The following is a 21244-nucleotide window of genomic DNA, read 5'->3' as shown; positions in this document are numbered from 1 at the left end:
AGGGCGGATAAGCGCAGCGCATCCGCCGCTTTTAGCGTCTCGTCGACGCGAAGAACGGCGGATGCGCTAGCGCTTATCCGCCCTACGTCCATGATCATGCCCTTCGTGTATCGGGAGCGGTACAATCCCACCATGCTCTCCGAATTCTCCCTGATCAAACAATACTTCCAGCGCCAGCGTCCCGGCCACGCCGTGCTCGGCATCGGCGACGACTGCGCGCTGCTCGCGCCATCGCCCGGCACCCAGCTGGCCATCTCGACCGACATGCTGGTCGAGGGCCGCCACTTTTTCGCCGGCGCCGATGCGCGCATGCTCGGCCACAAATCGCTGGCCGTGAACCTGTCCGACCTCGCCGCCATGGGCGCCACGCCGCGTGCCTTCACGCTGGCGCTGTCCCTGCCCGCCGCCGATCCCGCCTGGCTCGGCCATTTCGCGCACGGCCTGTTCGCGCTGGCCGATGCCCACGACTGCGAACTGATAGGCGGCGACACCACCAAGGGCCCGCTGAACGTCTGCATTACCGTGTTCGGCGAAGTGGCGCCCGGCCACGCCCTGCGCCGCGATGCCGCCCAGGCCGGCGACGACATCTGGATCTCGGGCACCATCGGCGACGCCCGGCTGGCGCTGGCCGGCTACCTCGGCGAGCACCCGCTGGACGAAGCGAACCAGCAAACGTCGAGCCTGCGCATGCACATGCCCTCGCCGCGCGTGGAGCTGGGACGCGCGCTGTCCGCCGCGCCGGTGGCGCGTGCGGCAATCGATATTTCGGATGGACTTGCGGGCGACCTCGGACACATCCTGGCCGCGTCGAACGTGGGCGCGACGCTGAACGCCGATGCGCTGCCGGCCGGCCCGGTGCTGGCGACGATGCCGACCGAACTGCGCCGCCGCTTCTGCGCGGCGGGCGGCGACGATTACGAATTGTGCTTCACCGCGCCGGCGGCCCACCGCGAAGCGGTACTCGCCGCCGCGCAGCAGGCCCAGACAATGGTGACGCGGGTCGGAACGATCGACGCCGAGCCGGGCCTGCGCTACATCGACGCAGCCGGCAAACCGCTGGCGCTAGCGCTGGTCGGATTCGACCACTTCAGCGGCGGCTGACCCGCAGCCCTTCGGCTTCCTCGTCCTGCGTGACGAAGTGGCCGCGGCGCGGGTCGTCCTTGGCGCCGTTGACCAGCCAGTAGTGGTGGAAGGCCAGTCGGATGTTGTCGCGCAGCTGGGTGTCGTCCCACGGCTTGGTGTAGAAACGGTAGACCGCGCCGCTGTTGATCGAGTCGATCACCGCCCTCACTCCGGTGTTGGCCGACAGGATGATGCGCACCGTGTCCGGATACATCTCCTTCACCCGGCTCAGGAATTCGGTGCCGCTCATGAACGGCATGCGCTGGTCGCACAGGATCACCTGCACCTGGTGCTGCGCCAGCAGCTCGAAGCCTTCGGCCGGCGACACCGCCGTCAGAATCTTGTAGTTGTCGCGCCTGAACAGGCGGTGCAGCGACGCCAGCACGTTGATGTCCTCGTCGACGATCAGCATGGTCGGGTGCTCGGTGTCGCTGGCGGCCTGCGCATCGGCATCGGGCGCCCTGCGGTTGGCCGTCACCAGGTCGCCCATCTGCCTGGCCGTCAGGGCGCGGCTGACGTGGAAGCCCTGCACCTGGTCGCAGCGGTGGCGGCGCAGGTACATCAGCTGGGCGCGGCTTTCGACGCCTTCCGCGATCACCTGCATGTGCATGCTGTGCGCCATGCTGATGATGGCCAGCGCGATGGCGGCGTCGTCAGGGTTGGTGGTGATGTCGCGCACGAAGGCGATGTCGATCTTCAGCTTGTCGATCGGGAAGCGCTTCAAATAGGCCAGGCTCGAATAGCCGGTGCCGAAATCGTCGATCGAGATGCGGATGCCGAGTTCGCGCAGGCGCGTCAGCACTTCGCTGGTGTGTTCGGCGTTGGTCATCAGCGCGCTCTCGGTCAGCTCCAGCTCCAGCAGCGACGCGTCGACCTTGTGGCGCGCCAGCGCAGCGCAGATTTCCATTTCGAGGTCGCCTTCGACGAACTGGCGGCTCGACACGTTGACCGCGATCCGCACCTCGCCGAAGCCGCCAGCCAGCCATGCCGCTATCTGCGAGCAGGCGGCGTCGATGATCCATGCGCCGACGCGCACGATCAGTCCTGTCTCTTCCAGCACCGGCACGAATTCGGCCGGGAACACCATGCCGTAGCTGGGGCGGTGCCAGCGCAGCAGCGCTTCCACCCCGGTGATGCGGCCGGTGTTGACGTTCAACTTGGGCTGGTAGTACAGCTCGAACTCGTCGTTCTCGAGCGCACGCCGCAGCGCCAGCTCCAGGTCGAGGCGGGCCAGCACCTGGACGTTCATGCCGGCCGTGAAGAAGCGGTAGCCGTCGCGGCCGGCGGCCTTGGCGCGTCCCATCGCGGTGTCGGCGTACTTGATCAGGGTTTGCGGGTCGGTGGCGTCGTCCGGGTACATCGCAATGCCGATGCTGGCTGTCAGCAGCGGCTGCTGTTCGTCGAGCTCGAACGGCGCGCGCAGCGCTTCGCGCACTTCGTTGGCGACGTGGACTGCGTCATCCTGGTCGCGCGACGGCAAGATGAGCGCGAACTCGTCGCCACCCAGGCGGCCCAGCGTGTCGCGCGTGTGCAGGCACTGCACCAGCCGGTTGCTGAACTGGCGCAGCAGCTCGTCGCCATGGGCCGCGCCCATCGAATCGTTGACGATCTTGAAGCGGTCAAGCCCGATCGACAGCACCGCCACCCGGCCTTCCTTTTCACGCGCCATTTCGATCGTGTCGTGCAGGGTCTGGTAGAACAGCATGCGGTTCGGCAGGCCGGTCAGGCTGTCGTAGCTGGCCAGGTGCTTCAGGCGCTGCTGCGCGAGGATCCGTTCGGTGATGTCGCGCGCCACCGCGATCAGGATGTGGCGGCCGTCGGCCGTCTCCAGCTGCCAGCGCACTTCGGTCGGCAGGGTGAGCATGTCGCTGCCGGTCAGTTCGGTTTCCACCAGCTCGGAACGGTGGCCCTTGCCGCGCGCCGGGTCGGCATGGGCTTCGAGCTGGGCGTGGCTGGCGAGCCCGAACTCGGACGGGCTCAGTTGCAGCAGTTCGGTGCGGGTGTAACCCAGCATGCGGCAGGCGCCGTCGCTGACGTCGACCAGCTCCTTGCTGGCGGCGTCGATCAGGAAGATCGCATCCGAGGTGGCATCCATCGCGCTGCGAAAGCGTTGCAGTTCGGCGGTGCGTTCGCGCACGGTCTGTTCCAGCATGGCGCCGTTGCCGGTCGATTCGCGGTGCAGCAGGCGCACTTCGAGCAGGTTGCGGATGCGGGTAAGCACCTCGACGGTGTCGAACGGCTTGCCGACGAAGTCGCGCGCGCCCGCTTCCAGCGCCGCCACTTTCATTTCGGGGTCGGCGGTCACCACCAGGACCGGCAGCCAGGCGCCGTTTTCCAGCGGCTTGAGTTCTTCCATCACCTCGAAGCCGGTCATGCCGGGCATGTTCAGGTCAAGGATAATCAGGTCGTAGCGATGCCGCGCATGCAGCGGCGCCACCTGGCGCGGGTCGCGGGTAGCGCTGACGTTGCGGTAGCCGGAGCCGGTCAGCATGTAGTCGAGCAACTGGACGTTGACCACCTGGTCGTCGACGACCAGGATGCGCGCGCCCAGGATATCCGCGGTCGCGATCATATCTGCACCTCGGTTTGTGCCGTGCGGCGGGCGTCGATCCGGGCCAGCGTGCTGTTGATCGCCTCGGTGAATTCGTCGATGTTGATCGGCTTGGTCAGGTAGCGGAAGAAGCCGCTGGCCAGGCCGCGCTCGACGTCGCGCGGCATGGCGTTGGCGGTCAGCGCGATCACCGGGATGTGCGAAGTGCGCGGATCGCTGCGCAGGGTCTTGAGGGCGTCGGTGCCGCTGATGCACGGCAGGTTCAGGTCCATCAGGATCAGGTCGGGCAGGTGCGCGCGCGCCATCTCGATGCCCATGTGGCCGTCATGCGCCGACAGCAGCCGCAGTTCGGGGCGGAAGCGCACGATTTCTTCCACCAGTTTCAGGTTGGCCGGATTGTCCTCCACGTACAGCAAGGTGTGGCCGCCGCCGTTGCCGAGGCGCGACCGGGCCAGTTCGCCGGCGGTGCCGCCTTCGATGGTGATCGCATGCGGCTCGGTCAGCGGCAGTTCGATCCAGAACACGCTGCCGACGCCTACCCGGCTCGACACGCCGATGGTGCCCCCCATCAGGTCGACCAGGCGGCGCGTCAGCACCAGGCCGATGCCGGTGCCTTCCTCGCCGCTGTTTTCCTGGCCAAGCCGGTTGAAAGGCTGGAACAGCGCATCGAGCTGCGCGGAGCTCAGGCCGTGGCCGGTGTCCTGCACCGACAGGCGCGCGCGCCCTGGCGCGGCGACGCTGACGTCGAGGATCACGGCGCCGCCTGCGCGGTTGTACTTGACCGCGTTCGACAACAGGTTGAGCAGTACCTGCTTCAGGCGCGTGCGGTCGGCCGCCACCACCGCCTTGCAGTCTTCCGGGAACAGCATGCGGATGCCGCGCCCTGTTGCGATCGGCTCGATCATGGCGCGGCATTCTCCCAGCACCTCGCCCAGCGCCACCGGCTCGAGCGACAGGTTCATCGCGCCCGCTTCGACCTTGGCCAGGTCGAGGATCTCGTTGATCAGGGTAAGCAGGTGGCGCCCGGACTTGAGGATGTGGCCGGCGAATTCCTTCTTCTGCGCCAGCGTCGACGGCAGCGCTTCGGAAGTCAGGATCTGGGCGAAGCCGAGGATCGCGTTCAGCGGCGTGCGCAGTTCATGGCTCATCGCCGACAGGAAAGCCGACTTGGCGTGGTTGGCCTTCCTGGCTTCGTCCATCGCCACTTCGAGTTCGGCGTTGGCGGTTTCGAGCTGCAGCGTTCGTTCGTGCACGCGCACTTCCAGCTGCTCGTTCAGGCGCATCACTTCCTGCTGCGCGCTGGCGCGTTCCTGCGCCTCGCGCGCGATGGCGCGGTTGGAGTTTTCCAGTTCGCCGGTGCGCTGCTCGATCTCGGTCAGCATCGCGTTGAACGAGTCGACCAGTTCGGCCGCTTCGTCGTCGCTGGTGCGCGGGGCGCGGCGCGAATAGTCGCGCGTGCTGACCACTTCGCGCGCCACGCCGGCGATCGCGAAGATCGGGGCGGTGACGATGCCGCCCAGGCGGCGCGTCAGCAGGAAGGCCAGCAGCATCGCCACGGTGGTGATCAAGAGCGCCATGAGTGCGTAGTCGATGGTCCGCGACATCATCGCGTATTCGGCGCGCAGGTAGACGGTGCCAAGCAGCTCGCCGTTTTCGACGATGCGCCTGAACTGGTACAGCTTGTTGCCCGCGACCTGGACCGAGTCGCCCATCGGCGCGGCCGGGAATTCGGACGGCTCGCCGGGCGCCACGTAGGATGCGAACAGCTTGCCGCGCGCGTCGTAGATGGCGCCGGCGCGCACCAGCGGGCGCAGGCGCAGCAGCGCCAGGTTCTCGCCGGCCAGGCGGGCGTCGTCGAAGGTCAGCGCGGCGGAAGTCATGTGGCCGAGCAGCTCGGCCTGGGTGCTCATGTCGCCCAGCAGGGCGCGGTGGTACTGGCGCAGGTCGTAGCCGATCAGCGCGCCGACCGATACCAGCAAGGCGGTCAGCGTGGTCGCCATCACCACCGCCACCAGCTTCTGCCTGAGCGAATGCATGGGGATCATGAGACCCCCGGCTGTACGCGCAGGGCTGCGGCCAGCATGCGCGCGCTGATGCGCAGGCGGCTCGGCGCCACCTGCCCGAGTGCGACCAGGAAGCGCATCTTGTTGGCGGAGACCACGAAGGCCACCATGCAGCCCAGCGCCAGCGACTCTTCGGTGTCGGACACGGTCAGCACCGGCTGGCCGCGCACCGACTTCAGCATCTCGGCCGCGGCGGCACGGTCATGGCCGCTGACGAACAGGATGTGGGCGGCGCCGGGCGCCTCGCCGCTGCGCAGCTTGCGCACCGCGATCTGGCGCCCGCCGACCTGGCGGCCGCCCACGGTGCGCGCCAGCTGGTCGGCCAGCGCGTCGTCGCCGGCCACCGCGATCTCCAGCGGGCTGTCGGGACGCGCGAAACTGGACTCGGGCCATTCGACGAAGCTGCCGAACTTGTACAGGTAGGCGGCCTTGACTTCGCGTTCGAGCGGATTCTCGGCGCGCGCCGCGCCGGCCGTCGCCACCAGGCACAGCGCCAGGCAGCCGGCTGCGAACCGCAGCGCGCCGCGGCGGCGCAGGTCATCCATTGGAGGCCTTGGGCGCGTTGGCGGGGGACGGCGGGAAAGCTGGCGGCATGAATCTGTATTCCAAAAAATTGCGGCGAGTCGTGCTTGTCCGGTCGACAAACACGACAGCAAAACTGGATAGCAAGCGGCGGGCGGGCCGAAGGTGCACGCCTCAGCTCGTCAGAACGGGCTGTGTGGAAAGCACTCTACGCCTGCTTGTTATTTTTGGATAGTATTCTGACACAATGTTACGAAGTCCGTCCCGGCAATTTTCGTTTGAACAGTCGGCCATTCGGCTGAACGCCATGGTAAAGTAGAAACGAACGATTTCCGACTGAAGGAGCGACCCGTGACGAACGATATTCTCGACTTGGCCGGCCGTGTCGGCCAGGCGTTGCAAGCCAAAAACCTGTTGCTGGTAACCGCCGAGTCGTGCACCGGCGGCGGCATTTCCCAGGCCGTCACAGAAATCGCCGGCTCGACCAGCTGGTTCGACTGCGGCTTTGTTGCCTATTCGAACCCATCCAAGACCGAGCTGCTGGAGGTGCCGCCGGCGCTGATCGCCCAGATGGGCTCCGTCAGCGAAGAAGTCGCCGCCGCGATGGCGATCGGCGCGCTGGCCAACAGCAACGCCCACGTGGCGCTGTCGACCACCGGCATCGCCGGCCCGACCGGCGGCATGCCGGGCAAGCCTGTCGGCACCGTCTGCTTCGGCTGGGCGCGCGGCGAACATACCTACACGGAGCGCCTGGTGTTCCACGGCGACCGCCAGTCGGTGCGCGAGCAGACCATCGTGCATGCGCTGCAGGGGCTGCTGCGCTTTATCGAATAAGTGGCGCCGCCGGGCTTGCATCCACGCCTTTCCCGGCCGTGCTGCTGGGCGGCATCACCTATCCACGCGGCACGCCCGCCGAGTTCAGCGCTTGCTACCATTCCACGTGGGGGCGCGTCCAGGAGCGCACCTGGCCGGCGCCCCGCAAGCACGCATACCTGATGACCGGCGCGGCCGGCCATGACCGCATCCGGCGCGGCAGCTGGCGTGCGTACTCTCCCGACAGCAAGCTCAGCGGCGACGCCGCGCAGGCCCAGCTCGACTGGCTGAAGCAGGAACTGGCGGTCGACCCGTCGCAACGCACGCTCGCATACTGGCACCACCCGCTGTATAGTTCTGGCGGGCAAGCGAAGACAAGTGCCGCTGATTGCGGCGCGCTTATTATTGATTTTGGAGCAATTCGATGCACGACACGGTACACTTCATCCTCCAGGGCAAGGGCGGCATCGGCAAGACCCTGGTGTCGACCATCCTCGCGCAATGGCTCGCCGGCCAGGATGAGACGCCGTTGCGCTGCTACGACACCGACCAGGAAAACCCCACCTTCTCGCGCTACAAGGCGATGAACGTGAAGCACGTGCCGGTGATGACCGACAACCGCATGATCGACCCCAAGCGCTTCGACGCGCTGATGATCGACATCCTCGAGGAAGAAGGCAATTGCGTGATCGACAACGGCGCGAACACCTTCTCGCCGCTGATGGCCTACCTGCTGGAAAACGACTGCTTCGCGCTGCTGGAAGACTCGGGCCGCAAGGTCTACATCCATGTCATCGTGGGCGGCGGCGACACCCTGCACGACACCGCCACCGGCTTCGTCTCGACCGCAAAGTCGACCAGGGTGCCGCTGGTACTGTGGGAAAACGAACACTTCGGCCTGCTGCAGTCGGCCGCCGGCAAGGTGTTCACCGAATCGCAGACCTATGCCGACAACGCCGGGCGCGTGGTCGGCCGGGTGGTGCTGTCGCAGCGCAATGCCGACACCTTCGGCGCCGACCTCAAGAAAATGAACACCGCGCGCCTGACCGCCGGGGAAGTGCGCGCCAGCGACAAGTTCAACGTGATGGAAAAGCAGCGCATCAAGGTCATTTTCCGCGACCTGTTCGAACAGCTCGACAAGGTGAAGTGGTAGGCCGCCATGGACCAGCAAAAACTGCGCAACCTGGTATTTGAAAAGACCGGCGTACGGATCGACGTCGACGACCCGGTGTTCGCCCTGGTCGCCCTCAACGAAGCGGTACTGGCCGAGGCGGTCGAGCGCCACGTGGCGCTGCTGGACGACGCCACCCGCGAACTGGCCGGCCAGGTCGAGGCGCTGCAGGACGGCGGCCATGTCGCGCGGCCGGCCGCTGACCGGCCATTGCCGGCGCTGCTGAAGCAAACCGCCGGCGGTGCGCCATCGCCGTCGCCGGCCGAGAAACGCATGATGATGGTGGCCGGCGGCGCCGCCGTGCTCGGCGCGCTGCTGGTGCTGCTGGGCCAGGCGCTGTTCTTCCGCCCTGTCCCCGTGCCGGCGCCGGTGGCGATCGCGAAGGAACTGACGCCCGAACAAGCGAAGGCGATTGCCGACGGCGACAAGATGGCGAAGGCCATCGAAAAACTCGACCAGAAAAGCCGCAGGCTGATCCAGGCCGAAATGCAGAAGCCCTGACCATGGCACACGACCACGATCACGACGATCACGGGCATGGCCACGGACATGGCCACCACCATCACCACATCTCACCGGACGGCAACAACCGCGCCTTCGCGCTGGCGATCGGCCTGAACACGGTCTTCGTCGCGATCGAATTCACCTACGGCTTCATCGCCAACTCCACCGCGCTGATGGCCGACGCCGGCCACAACCTGTCGGACGTGCTGGGCCTGGTGCTGGCCTGGGGCGCGGCGATGCTGACCCGCACCGCCACCAGCGGCCGCTTTACCTACGGCCTGCGCAGCACCTCGATCCTGGCGGCGCTGCTCAATGCCTTGCTGCTGATGGTTGCCTGCGGCGCCATCGCCTGGGAAGCGGTGCAGCGCCTGTCCGCCCCGGCCCCGGTGGCGGGCATGACGGTCTCGGTGGTGGCGGCAATCGGCGTGGCCATCAACGGCCTGTCGGCGTGGCTGTTCATGAAGGGCAGCAAGGACGACCTGAACATCCGCGGCGCCTACCAGCACATGGCGGCGGACGCGGCCATTTCGCTGGGCGTGATGGTGTCGGGCCTGGCTCTCATGGCCACCGGCTGGACCTGGATCGACCCGGTCGTCAGTATCGCCATCGTGGCGCTGATCGTGGCAGGCACTTGGGGCCTGCTGCGCGAATCGCTGAACCTGGTGCTGGCCGGCGTGCCGGCCAATGTCGATGCGGACAAGGTGGCCGCCTTCCTGCAATCGCAGCCGGGCGTGACCGGCATCCACGACCTGCACATCTGGGCGATGAGCACCACCGAGAACGCGCTGACGGCCCACGTCGTGATGCCGGCGGGCTATCCGGGCGACCATGCCTTCGACGACATCAGCGCAAGGCTGAAGGCCGAATTTTCCATCCACCACTGCACCCTGCAGATGGAACATGGCACCACCGACCACGCCTGCGCCCTGCACGGGCACTAATACTTGCTGTAGTGACCTGCATTTGACGCGGCCAAGCTGCATCTTATCGACGCGAACTGAGGCTTGATGCGCGCAAGGCGCGTCGCTTTGCGCGATAATGCCTCAATAGTATGACTATTGGTGCCTGACCAGGAGCTTTCACAATGGGAACCGTGCGCAAGACAATTACTCTCACCGACCAGCAGGACGACTGGATCAAGGCCCAGATTGAAGCTGGGCACTACACCAACGACAGCGAATACATCCGCGACCTGATCCGACGCGAGCAGGAGCGCAGGACGGATATCGAGGCGATCCGGGCCGCACTGATTGAAGGAGAGGCCAGCGGGGAGCCAAAGGCTTTCGATGTTGCCGCCTTCAAGCAGCGAATGCTGGCGGTGCATGGCTGAGTATCGCCTTACACCCACCACCGAGCGCGACCTTGAGGCTATCTGGACTGATACCGTGCAGCGGTGGGGCGCGAGCAGGCCAATCGCTATATCGACATCCTGACGGCAGCTTTCGCGGCGCTGGCGCTATCACCCAAGACCGCTCCGAAATGCGACCAAATCCGACCAGGTTACCGTCGCAAAAGCGTGGAACGACATGTGATTTATTTTCGCATCATGCCTTACGGCATAGCAATCGTTCGTGTCCTGCACGAACGCATGGACGCGCCACGCCATCTGTGATGGCAGGACCAGAACCAAATCTTCAGGGCATCCTTCTCGCTCTTGAACACCTCCGGCAGCATCTCACAACTAGCCGGCCAGGTTGGCGTACAGCGCCGTGCTCAGGTAGCGTTCGCCGAACGAGGGGATGATGGTCACGATGAGCTTGCCGGCGTTCTCGGGCCGATGCGCCACCTGCAGCGCGGCCCACAGCGCCGCTCCCGACGAGATACCGACCAGCAGCCCTTCGGCGCGCGCCGCCAGCCGCGCGGTTTCGAATGCGTCCTCATTCTTGACGGTGATGACTTCATCGTAGGCATGGGTGTTCAGCACCGCCGGCACGAAACCGGCGCCGATGCCCTGGATCGGGTGCGGCCCTTTGGTGCCTTTGGACAGCATCGGTGAGGCTTCCGGCTCCACCGCGATGGCGCGGAAGCCCGGCTTGCGCGACTTGATGACTTCCGACACGCCGGTGATGGTGCCGCCGGTGCCGACGCCGGCCACCAGGATGTCGACCTGGCCGTCGGTATCGCGCCAGATTTCCTCGGCCGTGGTGCGGCGGTGGACTTCCGGATTGGCGGCATTGTTGAATTGCTGGGGCATGAAGTGGCTGGGATGGGACGCCACCAGTTCCTCGGCGCGGCGGATCGCGCCCATCATGCCTTCGGCGCCCGGCGTGAGGATGAGCTCGGCCCCGTAGGCGCGCAGCAGGGTGCGCCGCTCGACGCTCATGGTTTCGGGCATCACCAGCTTGCAGCGGTAGCCGCGCGCCGCGCACACCATCGCCAGCGCGATGCCGGTGTTGCCGCTGGTGGGCTCGACGATGATGGTGTCCGGGCCGATCAGGCCGGCCGCTTCGGCCGCCTCGATCATGGCCAGCCCGATGCGGTCCTTGACGCTGGCCGCCGGATTCTGGAATTCCAGCTTGGCGACCAGTTGCGCACCGGCGTCTTGCGCCATCTTGCGTATCCGGACCAGGGGAGTGTTGCCGATTAACTCAGTGACATCGTTCGCAATTCTCATGCTGTGCCTCCAGTCCGGTTAGAAGATTCACTTACTTGACGTCCACCAGTTCCACGTCGAAGGTCAGGTCGGCGTCCGGCGGGATCATGCCGTCGCCCGCGCCGCGCTTGCCGTAGGCCAGGTGGCTTGGAATGATCAGGGTACGCTTGCCGCCCACTTTCATGCCCAGGATGCCCTGCTCCCAGCCCTTGATGACCCTTCCTGCGCCCAGCTGGAAGTCGAGCGGGCCGCGCCCTTCCGACGAATCGAACTTGCGGCCGCGCTGGTGCTTCGCCATCGGCTTGTACAGCCAGCCGGTGTAGTGGACGAATACCTTGTTGCCGATCTGCGCTTCCTTGCCTTTGCCCAGCTTGGTGTCCTTGGTGACCAGCGGGTCGAGCACGGGCTCGGCCGGGACTGCCGGCGGGGCTGGCTGGACTACCGGTGCGGCAGCCTGCGCCGGCTGGGCAGGCTGGGCGCTGGCGGCCGGGTCGGTGGCAGGCTGGGCGGTTACTGGCTGCTCCTGTGCCATCGCATTCGCGGCGCACAGCAGGGCTAACAAAAGGGAGCGACGAATCATGTGTTCTCTTTCCTTGAAAAAATCGGATTGCTGGTGATTATGATAGCGCGGCAGCAACGGCCTGAACAGCTTCGCTCGGCAGCGCCGGCTCGCCGTTTGCCGCGGCCGCCAGTTTGCGCAGCAGGTGGCCGGCGGCGACCATGCCGAAGGTGGCCGTCACCACCATGCTGGAACCGAAGCCGGCGCAGTTCAGCCCGGTGACGCCGGCCGGGCCCGCATCGAGGTCGCAGGCATCGCCCTCGCCCGGGAAGGTCAGCGGTTCCATCGAGAATACCGCGTCGACGTTGAACTTCGTTTTCAGGCTGCGCGGGAAACCGTACTGGCTGCGCAGGCGCTTGCGCACCATCTTCAGCAGCGGCTCCTGCTCGGTCTTGCTGAGGTCGCGGATGTCGATGCGGGTCGGGTCGACCTGGCCGCCGGCGCTGCCGATGGTGATCAGGGGAAGTGCGTGGTCGCGGCAATATGCGATCAGGGCCGCCTTCGACTTGACGCTGTCGATCGCGTCGATCACGTAATCGTAGCCGCGCCCGGCGATCATCTGGTCCAGGTTGCCCGGCTCGATGAAGTCCTCGACGAGGTTGACCTTGCAGGAAGGATTGATCAGGGCGATGCGCTCGGCCAGCGCACCGATCTTGGCCTGGCCGATGGTGCTGGACAAGGCCTGGATCTGGCGGTTGATATTCGACTCGGCCACGTTGTCGAGGTCGATCAGGGTGAGCTGGCCGATGGCGCTGCGCGCCAGCGCCTCGACGATCCAGGAACCGACGCCGCCGACGCCGATCACGCACACGTGGGTGGCGCGAAAACGTGCCAGGGCCGGCGCGCCGTACAGCCGCGCGATGCCGCCGAAGCGGCGCTCGAGGTCGACCTCCGCGCTTTCATCCGAAAAAATGTGGGTGTTGATGGTATTCATCCCCCAATTGTAAACCGGCACCGCCGCGCACACTGCTCTAAAATAAGAGCATAACGATACGATTGAAAGCAAAACATGACCAACGCCCTTCCCGATGCCGCGCCCGGCTTCGACCAGCCTATTGCCGTGCTGAAGCATTGCCACGACCGTATCCGCAAGCAGCTTGCGACCCTGCAGAAGCTGCTGGAGCACCTGCCGGCGCATGGCGCCGACGAGCAGGCGCGGCAGGCCGCGGTCAACGTGATCCGCTACTTCGACAACGCAGCCCACCTGCACCACGAGGACGAGGAGGAAAACCTGATCCCGATGCTGGAGTCGGTGGCGCAGGGCGACGACGCCGCCAGGCTGGCGGCGATGGTGCCCGGCATCCTGGAAGACCACAACAAGATGGATGCGCTGTGGCAGCGCCTGCACGAACAGCTGAAGCCGATTTCCGAAGGCAAGGCGGCAACGCTGTCGGCGGCCGACGTGCGCGGCTTTGCCGACAGCTACCTGGCCCACATGGAGACCGAGGAAGGCCATATCGCGCCGATGGCCAAGCGCCTGTTCAGCCCCGCGCAAATGGAAGAACTCGGGACCGCGATGCAGCAACGGCGCGGCATCATCCCCGCCTCGCCATCGGCGGGCGAGGCGGTGGCCAGCCTGCGCAAGGATTACGGCCAGCACAGCCTGTCGGAAGACGAGGTGGCGGCCGACCCGGTCACCCAGTTCGGCGCCTGGTTCGAGGAAGCGCTGAAGGCCGAAGTCAATGAGCCGAATGCGATGGGCGTGTCGACCGTGGACGAGCGCGGCAGGCCGACCTCGCGCATCGTGCTGGTCAAGCAATTCGACCAGCGCGGTTTCACCTGGTACACGAATTACGCCAGCCAGAAGGGGCGCCAGCTTGAGGAAAATCCGCACGCCTCGCTGCTGTTCTTCTGGAGCGAACTTGAACGCCAGATCCGCATCGAAGGTAGGGTGGAGCGCACCTCCGCTCTCGAGAGCGACCAGTACTTCCACAGCCGCCCGCTGAAAAGCCGGCTGTCAGCCATTGCCTCGGCCCAAAGTGAGCCGATTGGCAACCGTGCGGACATGGAAAAGCAGTACGATAAGGTATCACAGCAGTATGGGGACGCGCCGCCGCGCCCGGAACACTGGGGCGGCTTCCGTCTGGTGCCGGAACGTGTGGAATTCTGGCAAGGACGCCGTTCACGCTTTCATGACCGCATCGTGTACACCCGCCAGCCGGATGGCAGCTGGACACGGCAGCGGTTGCAACCGTAGGGTACGGTAGTCCGCACCCGCCCCGGCCATCGCCGCCGTTTCATGGCGGCGGACCAAAGGGAGGAGGCAGCAGCCGGCGCCCAGTGAAGCGGAGGTTTGCGTGTTTAACCACCTCAGATTAAGCGCCTGGAGCACAGGCGTGCGGAGCAAGCTGAAGGGCATTCCGCTGCGCGTGGAGCTGTGGAACGGCGAGCGCCTCGATTTCTCCGACGGGCCGCCGCGCGTCGTCATCCGCGTTCCCGACCGTTCCGCGATCCGCTACCTGGTGTCGCCCTCGCTGTACAACCTTGGGCGCGCCTATGTCGAGGGCGCCATCGAAGTGAGCGGCACGGCCACCGACATGATCGCCGTTGTCAATGCGCTGGCAGCCGCATCGGTGCGGCCGCGCGGGCTGTTCGGGCGCTTCATGCAAAGCCTGCCCCACACGCGGGCGCGCGACGCCGAGGCGATCCGCTACCACTACGATGTCTCCAACGAGTTCTACGGCGCCTGGCTCGATCCGGCCATGGTGTATTCCTGCGCCTACTTCGAAAACGGCGACGAGGACCTGGCCACCGCCCAGCAGAAAAAGATCGACCACATCCTGACCAAGATCGGGCTACAGCCGGGGCATACCCTGCTCGACATCGGCTGCGGCTGGGGCGCGCTGGTGATCCGCGCGGCCGAGCGCTATGGCGCGCGCTGTGTCGGCATCACCCTGTCCGAAAACCAGACGCGGCTGGCGCGCGAGCGGGTCGCGCAGGCCGGGCTGGAAAACATGGTGGAGATCCGGCTGCAGGACTACCGCGACGTAAGGGGCCGGTTCGACCGCATTACCAGCGTCGGCATGTTCGAGCACGTTGGGTTGCGCAACCTGCCCGCTTATTTCGGCACCATCCACGAACTGCTCGCGCCGGACGGCGTCGCGATGAACCACGGCATCACCACCACCGACGCACACAGCCGCGGCACGCCCTATGGCGGGGGTGAGTTCATCAACCGTTATGTGTTTCCGCATGGGGAACTGGCGCACGTGGGCACGGTGCTCAGGGCGATGCAGGAAGGCGGGCTGGAGGCGCGCGACATCGAGAACATGCGGCGCCACTATGCGCGTACCTGCGCGCTGTGGACCGAAAACTACGAGGCGAATGCCGACCGCATCCGGCTGCTGACCGACCCGAAGCGCTTCCGCATCTGGCAGGTGTACCTGGCGGGGTGCCAGTATGCGTTCGAGCATGACCTGATCAGCCTGTACCAGATCGTGTGCGGCAAGGCGGGCAGCAGCGCGCAGGAGCATGCCTGGTCGCGGCGCTACATGTACCCGTGCTGAGGCATGTATGGCCCTGCGTTTGCAGGTTTATTCCTTTAAGCGGTTCGCGAATGTCTTCTTGAACTTGACCACCTTCGGCGCCACCACGAACGCGCAATAACCCTGCAACGGATGCTGGCGGAAATAATCCTGGTGGTAATCCTCGGCGCGGTACCAGGTCGCCTGCGGCTTGACTTCGGTAACGATGGGTGCGTCCCACACATTGGCCATCTCGCAGATGACCCGGTGCGCCGTGGCGACCTGCCCGGGCGAGGTGGTGAAGATCACCGAGCGGTACTGGGTGCCGACGTCGTTTCCCTGGCGGTTGAGCGTGGTCGGGTCGTGGATGGTGAAAAACACTTCCAGCAGGTCGTGGTAGCTGATGACGGCCGGGTCGAACTCCAGCCGCACCACTTCCGCATGCCCGGTGCCGCCCGCGCAGACCTGCTCGTAGGTGGGGTGGTCGACCTGCCCGCCCATGTATCCCGACTCGACCCTGGTAACGCCGCGCACCTCGAGGTAGACCGCCTCCACGCACCAGAAGCAGCCGCCGCCCAGGATCGCGACTTCCGTCGCCGTTTGATTCGTCATCTCACACCTCGTTGCTTTCGGTTTTGTTTTCAATAACTGTACCGCAAAGCGCCTGAGCACGCAGCGGGATTCGGGGCGACCGCGGCAAGGGATACGGGAGGGCGGAAGTTTGGCATAATGGTATAAATAGACAGGCATTCAATGAACACAAGCTCTCCCCGCGCCACCGAACGCGATTTCGACGCAACGCAATTCCGCCACGCGCTGTCCCAGTTCGCCACAGGCGTTACCGTCATTACGACCCGGCTGGCCGACGGCAGTTTCCGCGGCCTGACCGCCAGCTCGTTCAATTCGGTCTCGCTCGATCCGCCGCTGGTGCTGTGGAGCCTGCACGCGGGCGCCAACAGCATGCCCATCTTCAGCGGCAACTCGCACTACGTCATCAATGTGCTGGGCGCCGGCCAGGCCCACCTGGCGCAGCGCTTCTCGCGCCGCAGCGACAACCCGTTCGCCGACGTCGACTACGAGCTGTCGCGCACCGGCCAGCCGGTGCTGGCGGGCGCGTCGGCGTGGTTCGAATGCCACAACCGCAGCCGCTACCCGGAAGGCGACCACGTCATCTTCGTGGGCGAAGTCGAGGAATGCGGCGCCCATCCGCAGCCATCGCTGATTTTTCATGGCGGGCAATTCGGAAGCACGCAAACGCGGTAAAATCGCAGATCCCACGAAAGCAGTCTATACAACTCTGCCCGATACCCATAATCCGATAACGAGACAGGAACGAGCATGAACCGATCCGACACGCCGCGCAAGGCACAGTTCCACTGGGATGACCCGCTGCTGCTGAACGCGCAGCTGACCGACGACGAGCGCATGGTGCGCGACGCCGCCGCCGCGTATTGCAAGGACAAGCTGGCGCCGCGCATTCTCGAAGCCTTCCGCCACGAGCGCATGGACACCTCGATCTTCCGCGAAATGGGCGAGTTGGGCCTGCTCGGTCCGACGATTCCGGAACAGTACGGCGGCCCTGGCCTGAACTACGTGGCATACGGCCTGATCGCGCGCGAAGTCGAGCGCATCGACTCCGGCTACCGCTCGATGATGAGCGTGCAGTCGTCGCTGGTGATGGTGCCTATCTACGAATTCGGCACCGAGGCGCAGCGCCAGAAGTACCTGCCCAAGCTGGCCACCGGCGAATGGATCGGCTGCTTCGGCCTGACCGAGCCGAACCACGGTTCCGACCCCGGCTCGATGATCACCCGCGCGCGCAAGGTCGACGGCGGCTACGCGCTGACCGGCTCCAAGATGTGGATCACCAACTCGCCGGTCGCCGACGTGTTCGTCGTGTGGGCCAAGGACGATGAAGGCGCGATCCGCGGCTTCGTGCTGGAAAAAGGCATGCAAGGCCTGAGCGCCCCTGCCATCCACGGCAAGTTCGGCCTGCGCGCCTCGGTCACCGGCGAAATCGTCATGGACAATGTGTTCTGCCCGGAAGAAAACGCCTTCCCGGACGTGCGCGGCCTGAAAGGCCCGTTCACCTGCCTGAACTCGGCACGCTACGGCATCGCCTGGGGCGCGCTGGGCGCGGCCGAAGACTGCTGGCACACCGCGCGCCAGTATACGCTGGACCGCAAGCAGTTCGGCAAGCCGCTGGCCGCGAACCAGCTGGTGCAGAAAAAGCTGGCCGACATGCAGACCGAAATCACCCTCGGCCTGCAGGGCTGCCTGCGCCTGGGCCGCATGAAGGACGAGGGCACTGCCGCCGTCGAGATCACCTCGATGATGAAGCGCAACTCCTGCGGCAAGTCGCTGGATATCGCCCGCACCGCGCGCGACATGCTGGGCGGTAACGGCATCTCGGACGAGTTCGGCATCATCCGCCACATGGTCAACCTCGAGGTGGTCAACACCTACGAAGGCACGCACGACATCCACGCGCTGATCCTGGGGCGCGCACAGACCGGCATCGCGGCGTTCTGACGACCCTGCGCCGCCGCCTTCCAAAACCCGCTTCGGCGGGTTTTTTGTTGTGTCCGGCGCCTTGCGCCGCGCCCGTGAATGTACACTGGGCCGGCGGTTTCATGATCCTGGAGGAGCTGTGGCTTGCCTGCCTCGCTTGCTGCTCTGTTTCGCCCTGCTCTGCCCGTTCGCCGGCAGCGCAGCGGCGCCGGCGCAAGAACTGAAGGTCGGCACCCCTGCGAATGCCCCGATCGCGTTCTTCAACGCCGACGGCGAGGCCGACGGCATCATGGTCGATGTGCTGCGCGAGGTGGCAAAAGCGGAAAAATGGAAGCTCGTCTTCGTGCCGTGCGAATGGGAGCGCTGCTTGCGCGCACTCCAGGACGGAGAAATCGACCTGCTGCCCCACGTCAGCTGGTCTGAAGAACGCAGGCGCATCCTCAATTTCCACTCGACGCCCGCGCTGCACAGCTGGTCGCAGGTATACCGGCACCCGGAGGTGGCTGTGGTATCGATCCGCGACCTGGACGGCAAACGCCTTGCAATACTACGCGGCTCGACCGAGGAACGCTATGCCGCCGCACTTGGGCTGAACTTCGGCGTGCATCCGACGCCGGTCCTGGCGCCGACGGTGGAACAGAGATTCGCGCTGGTCCAGCAGCGCAGGGCTGACGTTGTGGTTGCGGACAAGTATGCCGGCGACTATTACGCAACGCGTTATGGCCTGATCGAGACACCGATCGCATTTCGGCCCGAGCGTTTGTTTTATGCTGCCGGCAAGGAACAACACGGCGCGGAACTTGCGGCAATCGACCGCCATCTCCAAGTGTGGCAGCAGGACCCGGACTCGGTCTATTTCGAGATCCTGGGCCGCTGGCAAAGGCAAGGCGTATTGACGCGCACCCCCGCCTATGTCTGGTGGAGCGCGGCTGCGATCGTCAGCCTGATGGTCGTGGCGGTAGCGTTTGCACTCTGGCTGCGGCGCCAGGTGGAACAGAAAACAGGCGCGCTGCGCGACAGCGAACAAAGGCTGGCGACCATCCTCGACAGCGTGGACAGCCTCATTTATATCAAGGATGCGGATTACCGCTATCGGTACGTGAACCGCGCGGCGCGCGAATACTTTGGAAAACCCGATGCCGAGATCATCGGGAAGAGCGACTACGACATGTTCGACGCCGCGGCTGCCTCCAGCCTTCGGGCGCGCGACAGGCAGGTCATCGAGGACGGCCGGCGGATAGCGGTGGAGGAGGACCCATCGTACTATGAAGCGGACACGCGAACGTTTTTGTCCACCAGGATTCCCTTGTGCCGGCAGGACGGCAGCATCTATGCCTTGTGTGGCATCTCGACCGATATCTCGGAACGCAAGAACGCCGAAGAGTCGACGCGCATCGCCGCCACGGTGTTCCAGTCGCAGGAGGGCATGTTTGTCACCGGCACGGACCGGCTGATCCTGAACGTGAACGACGCATTCACGGCGATGTCCGGATACACCGCGGAGGAACTCGCCGGCAAGGACCCGCTGCCGGTGTCGCTGGAACGACATGGAGCGGATTTCCGCGAAGCAATGTGGGACATCGTGGACCGGAGCGGCAAATGGCAGGGCGAAATCTGGACCCACCGCAGCAACGGCAAGGAATATCCGGCCTGGCTGACAGTCACCGCGGTACGCAATCCTGAGGGAAAAATCACCAACTACGTCTGCACCCAGGCCGACATCACCCAGCAGAAGCTGGCGCAGGACGAGATCATGCAGCTCGCCTTTTACGACCCGCTGACCGGGCTGCCCAACCGCAGGCTGCTGCTGGAACGGCTGCAGCATTGCCTGTCCGTGTACAACCGCGGCAAGCAGGCGCTGGCCCTGCTGTTCCTCGACCTCGACAACTTCAAGGACCTGAACGACACGCGCGGCCACGAGATCGGCGACCAGCTGCTGAAGCAGGTAGCGCAGCGCATCCTCGGCTGCACGCGCGAAGGCGACACGGTGGCGCGGCTGGGCGGCGACGAATTCGTGATCCTGCTTGAAGGCATAGGCACCACCGAAGCCGAGGCAGCCGAGCATGCGGCCGCGATCGGCTGGAAAATCATCCGTGTCGTGGGTGAACCCTACGTCATCGGCGGCACCTCGCACCACACCACCTGCAGCGTCGGAGCGGCGCTGCGGGTCGCGCAGGATTCCGACATCGACGACCTGATGAAACGCGGCGACCTGGCCATGTACGAAGCCAAGCGCGACGGCCGCAATACGCTGCGCTTCTTCCATCGCAACATGGAATCGGACGTCACCTACCGCATCGCGCTCGAGATGGAACTGCGCGAATCGCTCGACAAGTCAGAGTTCATGCTGCATTACCAGGCCCAGGTTGACGGCAGCGGCCAGACCACCGGCGCCGAAGCGCTGCTGCGCTGGAACCACGTCAAGCGCGGCATCGTCGGCCCGGCCGTCTTCGTCCCGATCGCCGAAGCCTCGGGGCTGATCGTACAGATTGGAAACTGGGTCCTGCGCCTGCGCCCAGCTGGCCGAGTGGGCATTGGTGCCAAGGCTGGCGCACCTCACGATTGCCGTGAATGTCAGCGCGCGCCAGTTCCGGCAGTCCGATTTCGTGGCCGGGACCCTGGCGATCGTCGAGGAAACCGGAGCCGACGCGCACCGGCTGAAGCTCGAGCTGACCGAAACCCTGCTGATCGAAAACGTCAAAGACACGATCGAAAAAATGCGGCAGCTAAAGGACCACGGCATCGGACTTTCGCTGGACGATTTCGGCACCGGCTACTCATCGCTCAGTTACCTGAAGCTGCTGCCGCTGGACCAGTTGAAGATCGACCGTTCCTTCGTGCGCGACGTGCTGACCGACCCGAACGACGCCTCGATCGCGCGCAGCATCGTGGCGCTGGCGAAAGCCCTCGGCCTCGGGATCATCGCCGAAGGAGTCGAGACCGAACCGCAGCGCGCCTTCCTTGCCGAGATCGGCTGCGAATGCTGCCAGGGCTACCTGTTCGGGCGGCCGATGGAAGTTGGCGTACTCGAGCGCATGATCGAAAGCGTCGAGAAAGCAAGCTGCCAATAAGAAGCCTTGTGCTCAAAATCGGGGACGGCGCCACCGAGCGCGACATGCGGCGGCGGGTTTATTTATTTACGTCTTTTTCGACCAAACTGCGCTGGCACCGGTGTCTGCATTGCAGCCCCGTCCGCATGTTTATGGTAGAACGGATAATGGGTGCGGCGCGCATCGCGCGTCATTCCCGGCGCCCCGCGCTGCCGGAAAAATGCGCCCTGTCCGCCGGGAGACAACGTGGCCAGGAAGTTCCTACTGCTGTTGTGTTTCGCCCTCTGGCTCCCCGCCGCGGGAGAAGCAGCCGCACAGGAA

The 21244-nt window shown here is 65.4% G+C and carries 18 protein-coding genes and 1 pseudogene; 12 read left to right on the top strand and 7 right to left on the bottom strand.

Going from position 1 to position 21244, the window contains the following annotated elements; genetic code table 11:
* Positions 1-132 precede the first annotated feature (132 nt).
* Complete coding sequence (thiL, locus tag D3872_RS14200) at positions 133-1101, top strand: thiamine-phosphate kinase (protein WP_119811479.1); 969 nt, start codon at positions 133-135, stop codon at positions 1099-1101.
* On the opposite strand, the gene D3872_RS14195 is transcribed toward thiL, so the two are convergent.
* From D3872_RS14195 to D3872_RS14185, 3 genes are read right to left on the bottom strand one after another with little or no spacing between them, the layout of a single operon-like run.
* Positions 1088-3694: an EAL domain-containing protein gene (locus tag D3872_RS14195; protein ID WP_119811385.1), complete on the bottom strand. Its 2607-nt coding sequence runs from the start codon at positions 3692-3694 to the stop codon at positions 1088-1090. The genes thiL and D3872_RS14195 overlap by 14 nt on opposite strands.
* Entirely contained in the window at positions 3691-5709 is a 2019-nt protein-coding gene (locus D3872_RS14190; RefSeq protein WP_229459326.1) for a sensor histidine kinase, YfiR-like protein-associated, read from the bottom strand. Before D3872_RS14190 ends, D3872_RS14195 begins: the two co-directional genes overlap by 4 nt.
* A gap of 5 nt (positions 5710-5714) precedes the next feature.
* The gene (locus D3872_RS14185; protein ID WP_119811383.1) at positions 5715-6281 is read right to left on the bottom strand and encodes a TOL_0243 family YfiR-like periplasmic protein; all 567 of its coding nucleotides are present in this window, start codon (positions 6279-6281) and stop codon (positions 5715-5717) included.
* Positions 6282-6609: 328 nt separating this feature from the next.
* On the opposite strand from D3872_RS14185, the gene D3872_RS14180 reads away from it, so the two are divergent.
* From D3872_RS14180 to D3872_RS27495, 6 genes are all read left to right on the top strand, one after another.
* Positions 6610-7092 (top strand): CinA family protein, encoded by a 483-nt coding sequence (locus tag D3872_RS14180; RefSeq protein WP_119811382.1) that lies wholly within the window; start codon positions 6610-6612, stop codon positions 7090-7092.
* A gap of 403 nt (positions 7093-7495) precedes the next feature.
* Positions 7496-8224, top strand: coding sequence for a P-loop NTPase family protein (locus tag D3872_RS14175; protein WP_119811381.1), 729 nt, complete (start codon positions 7496-7498; stop codon positions 8222-8224).
* Positions 8225-8230: 6 nt separating this feature from the next.
* A complete protein-coding gene (locus D3872_RS14170; protein WP_119811380.1) occupies positions 8231-8743 on the top strand; it encodes a hypothetical protein in 513 nt (170 codons plus the stop codon).
* 2 nt (positions 8744-8745) lie between these two features.
* A complete protein-coding gene (locus tag D3872_RS14165; RefSeq protein WP_119811379.1) occupies positions 8746-9687 on the top strand; it encodes a cation diffusion facilitator family transporter in 942 nt (313 codons plus the stop codon).
* A gap of 143 nt (positions 9688-9830) precedes the next feature.
* Entirely contained in the window at positions 9831-10076 is a 246-nt protein-coding gene (locus tag D3872_RS14160; RefSeq protein ID WP_119811378.1) for a type II toxin-antitoxin system ParD family antitoxin, read from the top strand.
* A gap of 63 nt (positions 10077-10139) precedes the next feature.
* Positions 10140-10358 carry a type II toxin-antitoxin system RelE/ParE family toxin gene (locus D3872_RS27495; RefSeq protein ID WP_220476940.1) on the top strand — a complete coding sequence of 73 codons (219 nt, stop codon included), beginning with the start codon at positions 10140-10142 and terminating at the stop codon, positions 10356-10358.
* A gap of 69 nt (positions 10359-10427) precedes the next feature.
* Here the strand turns inward: D3872_RS27495 and cysK are convergent, their stop codons facing one another.
* The 3 genes from cysK to tcdA are packed head-to-tail and all read right to left on the bottom strand — an operon-like array spanning position 10428 to position 12832.
* A complete protein-coding gene (cysK, locus tag D3872_RS14150) occupies positions 10428-11360 on the bottom strand; it encodes a cysteine synthase A (RefSeq protein WP_119811377.1) in 933 nt (310 codons plus the stop codon).
* A gap of 31 nt (positions 11361-11391) precedes the next feature.
* Positions 11392-11919, bottom strand: a complete 528-nt coding sequence (locus D3872_RS14145) for an FKBP-type peptidyl-prolyl cis-trans isomerase (RefSeq protein ID WP_119811376.1) — start codon at positions 11917-11919, stop codon at positions 11392-11394.
* A 37-nt stretch (positions 11920-11956) separates the two neighbouring features.
* A complete protein-coding gene (tcdA, locus tag D3872_RS14140; RefSeq protein ID WP_119811375.1) occupies positions 11957-12832 on the bottom strand; it encodes a tRNA cyclic N6-threonylcarbamoyladenosine(37) synthase TcdA in 876 nt (291 codons plus the stop codon).
* A 75-nt stretch (positions 12833-12907) separates the two neighbouring features.
* On the opposite strand from tcdA, the gene pdxH reads away from it, so the two are divergent.
* On the top strand, positions 12908-14095 hold the full coding sequence (gene pdxH, locus D3872_RS14135; protein WP_119811374.1) for a pyridoxamine 5'-phosphate oxidase: 1188 nt from the start codon (positions 12908-12910) through the stop codon (positions 14093-14095).
* A gap of 100 nt (positions 14096-14195) precedes the next feature.
* The gene (locus D3872_RS14130) at positions 14196-15404 is read left to right on the top strand and encodes a class I SAM-dependent methyltransferase (RefSeq protein ID WP_119811373.1); all 1209 of its coding nucleotides are present in this window, start codon (positions 14196-14198) and stop codon (positions 15402-15404) included.
* Positions 15405-15431: 27 nt separating this feature from the next.
* On the opposite strand, the gene msrA is transcribed toward D3872_RS14130, so the two are convergent.
* Positions 15432-15974: a peptide-methionine (S)-S-oxide reductase MsrA gene (msrA, locus tag D3872_RS14125; protein ID WP_119811372.1), complete on the bottom strand. Its 543-nt coding sequence runs from the start codon at positions 15972-15974 to the stop codon at positions 15432-15434.
* A gap of 141 nt (positions 15975-16115) precedes the next feature.
* Between msrA and D3872_RS14120 the strand changes: the two genes are divergently transcribed.
* The 3 genes and pseudogenes from D3872_RS14120 (at position 16116) to D3872_RS14110 (ending at position 20944) form a co-directional block, all read left to right on the top strand.
* Positions 16116-16625, top strand: coding sequence for a flavin reductase family protein (locus D3872_RS14120; protein ID WP_119811371.1), 510 nt, complete (start codon positions 16116-16118; stop codon positions 16623-16625).
* Positions 16626-16700: 75 nt separating this feature from the next.
* Positions 16701-17894 carry an acyl-CoA dehydrogenase gene (locus tag D3872_RS14115; RefSeq protein WP_119811370.1) on the top strand — a complete coding sequence of 398 codons (1194 nt, stop codon included), beginning with the start codon at positions 16701-16703 and terminating at the stop codon, positions 17892-17894.
* A gap of 49 nt (positions 17895-17943) precedes the next feature.
* Positions 17944-20944 (top strand): annotated as a pseudogene (locus D3872_RS14110) (EAL domain-containing protein).
* Positions 20945-21244 lie beyond the last annotated feature (300 nt).

It is taken from the genome of Massilia cavernae (assembly GCF_003590855.1).
Lineage (GTDB): Bacteria > Pseudomonadota > Gammaproteobacteria > Burkholderiales > Burkholderiaceae_D > Telluria_A > Telluria_A cavernae.
The sequence above is the reverse complement of the archived record's forward strand: the minus strand, read 5'-3'. Positions and strand labels throughout refer to the sequence as shown.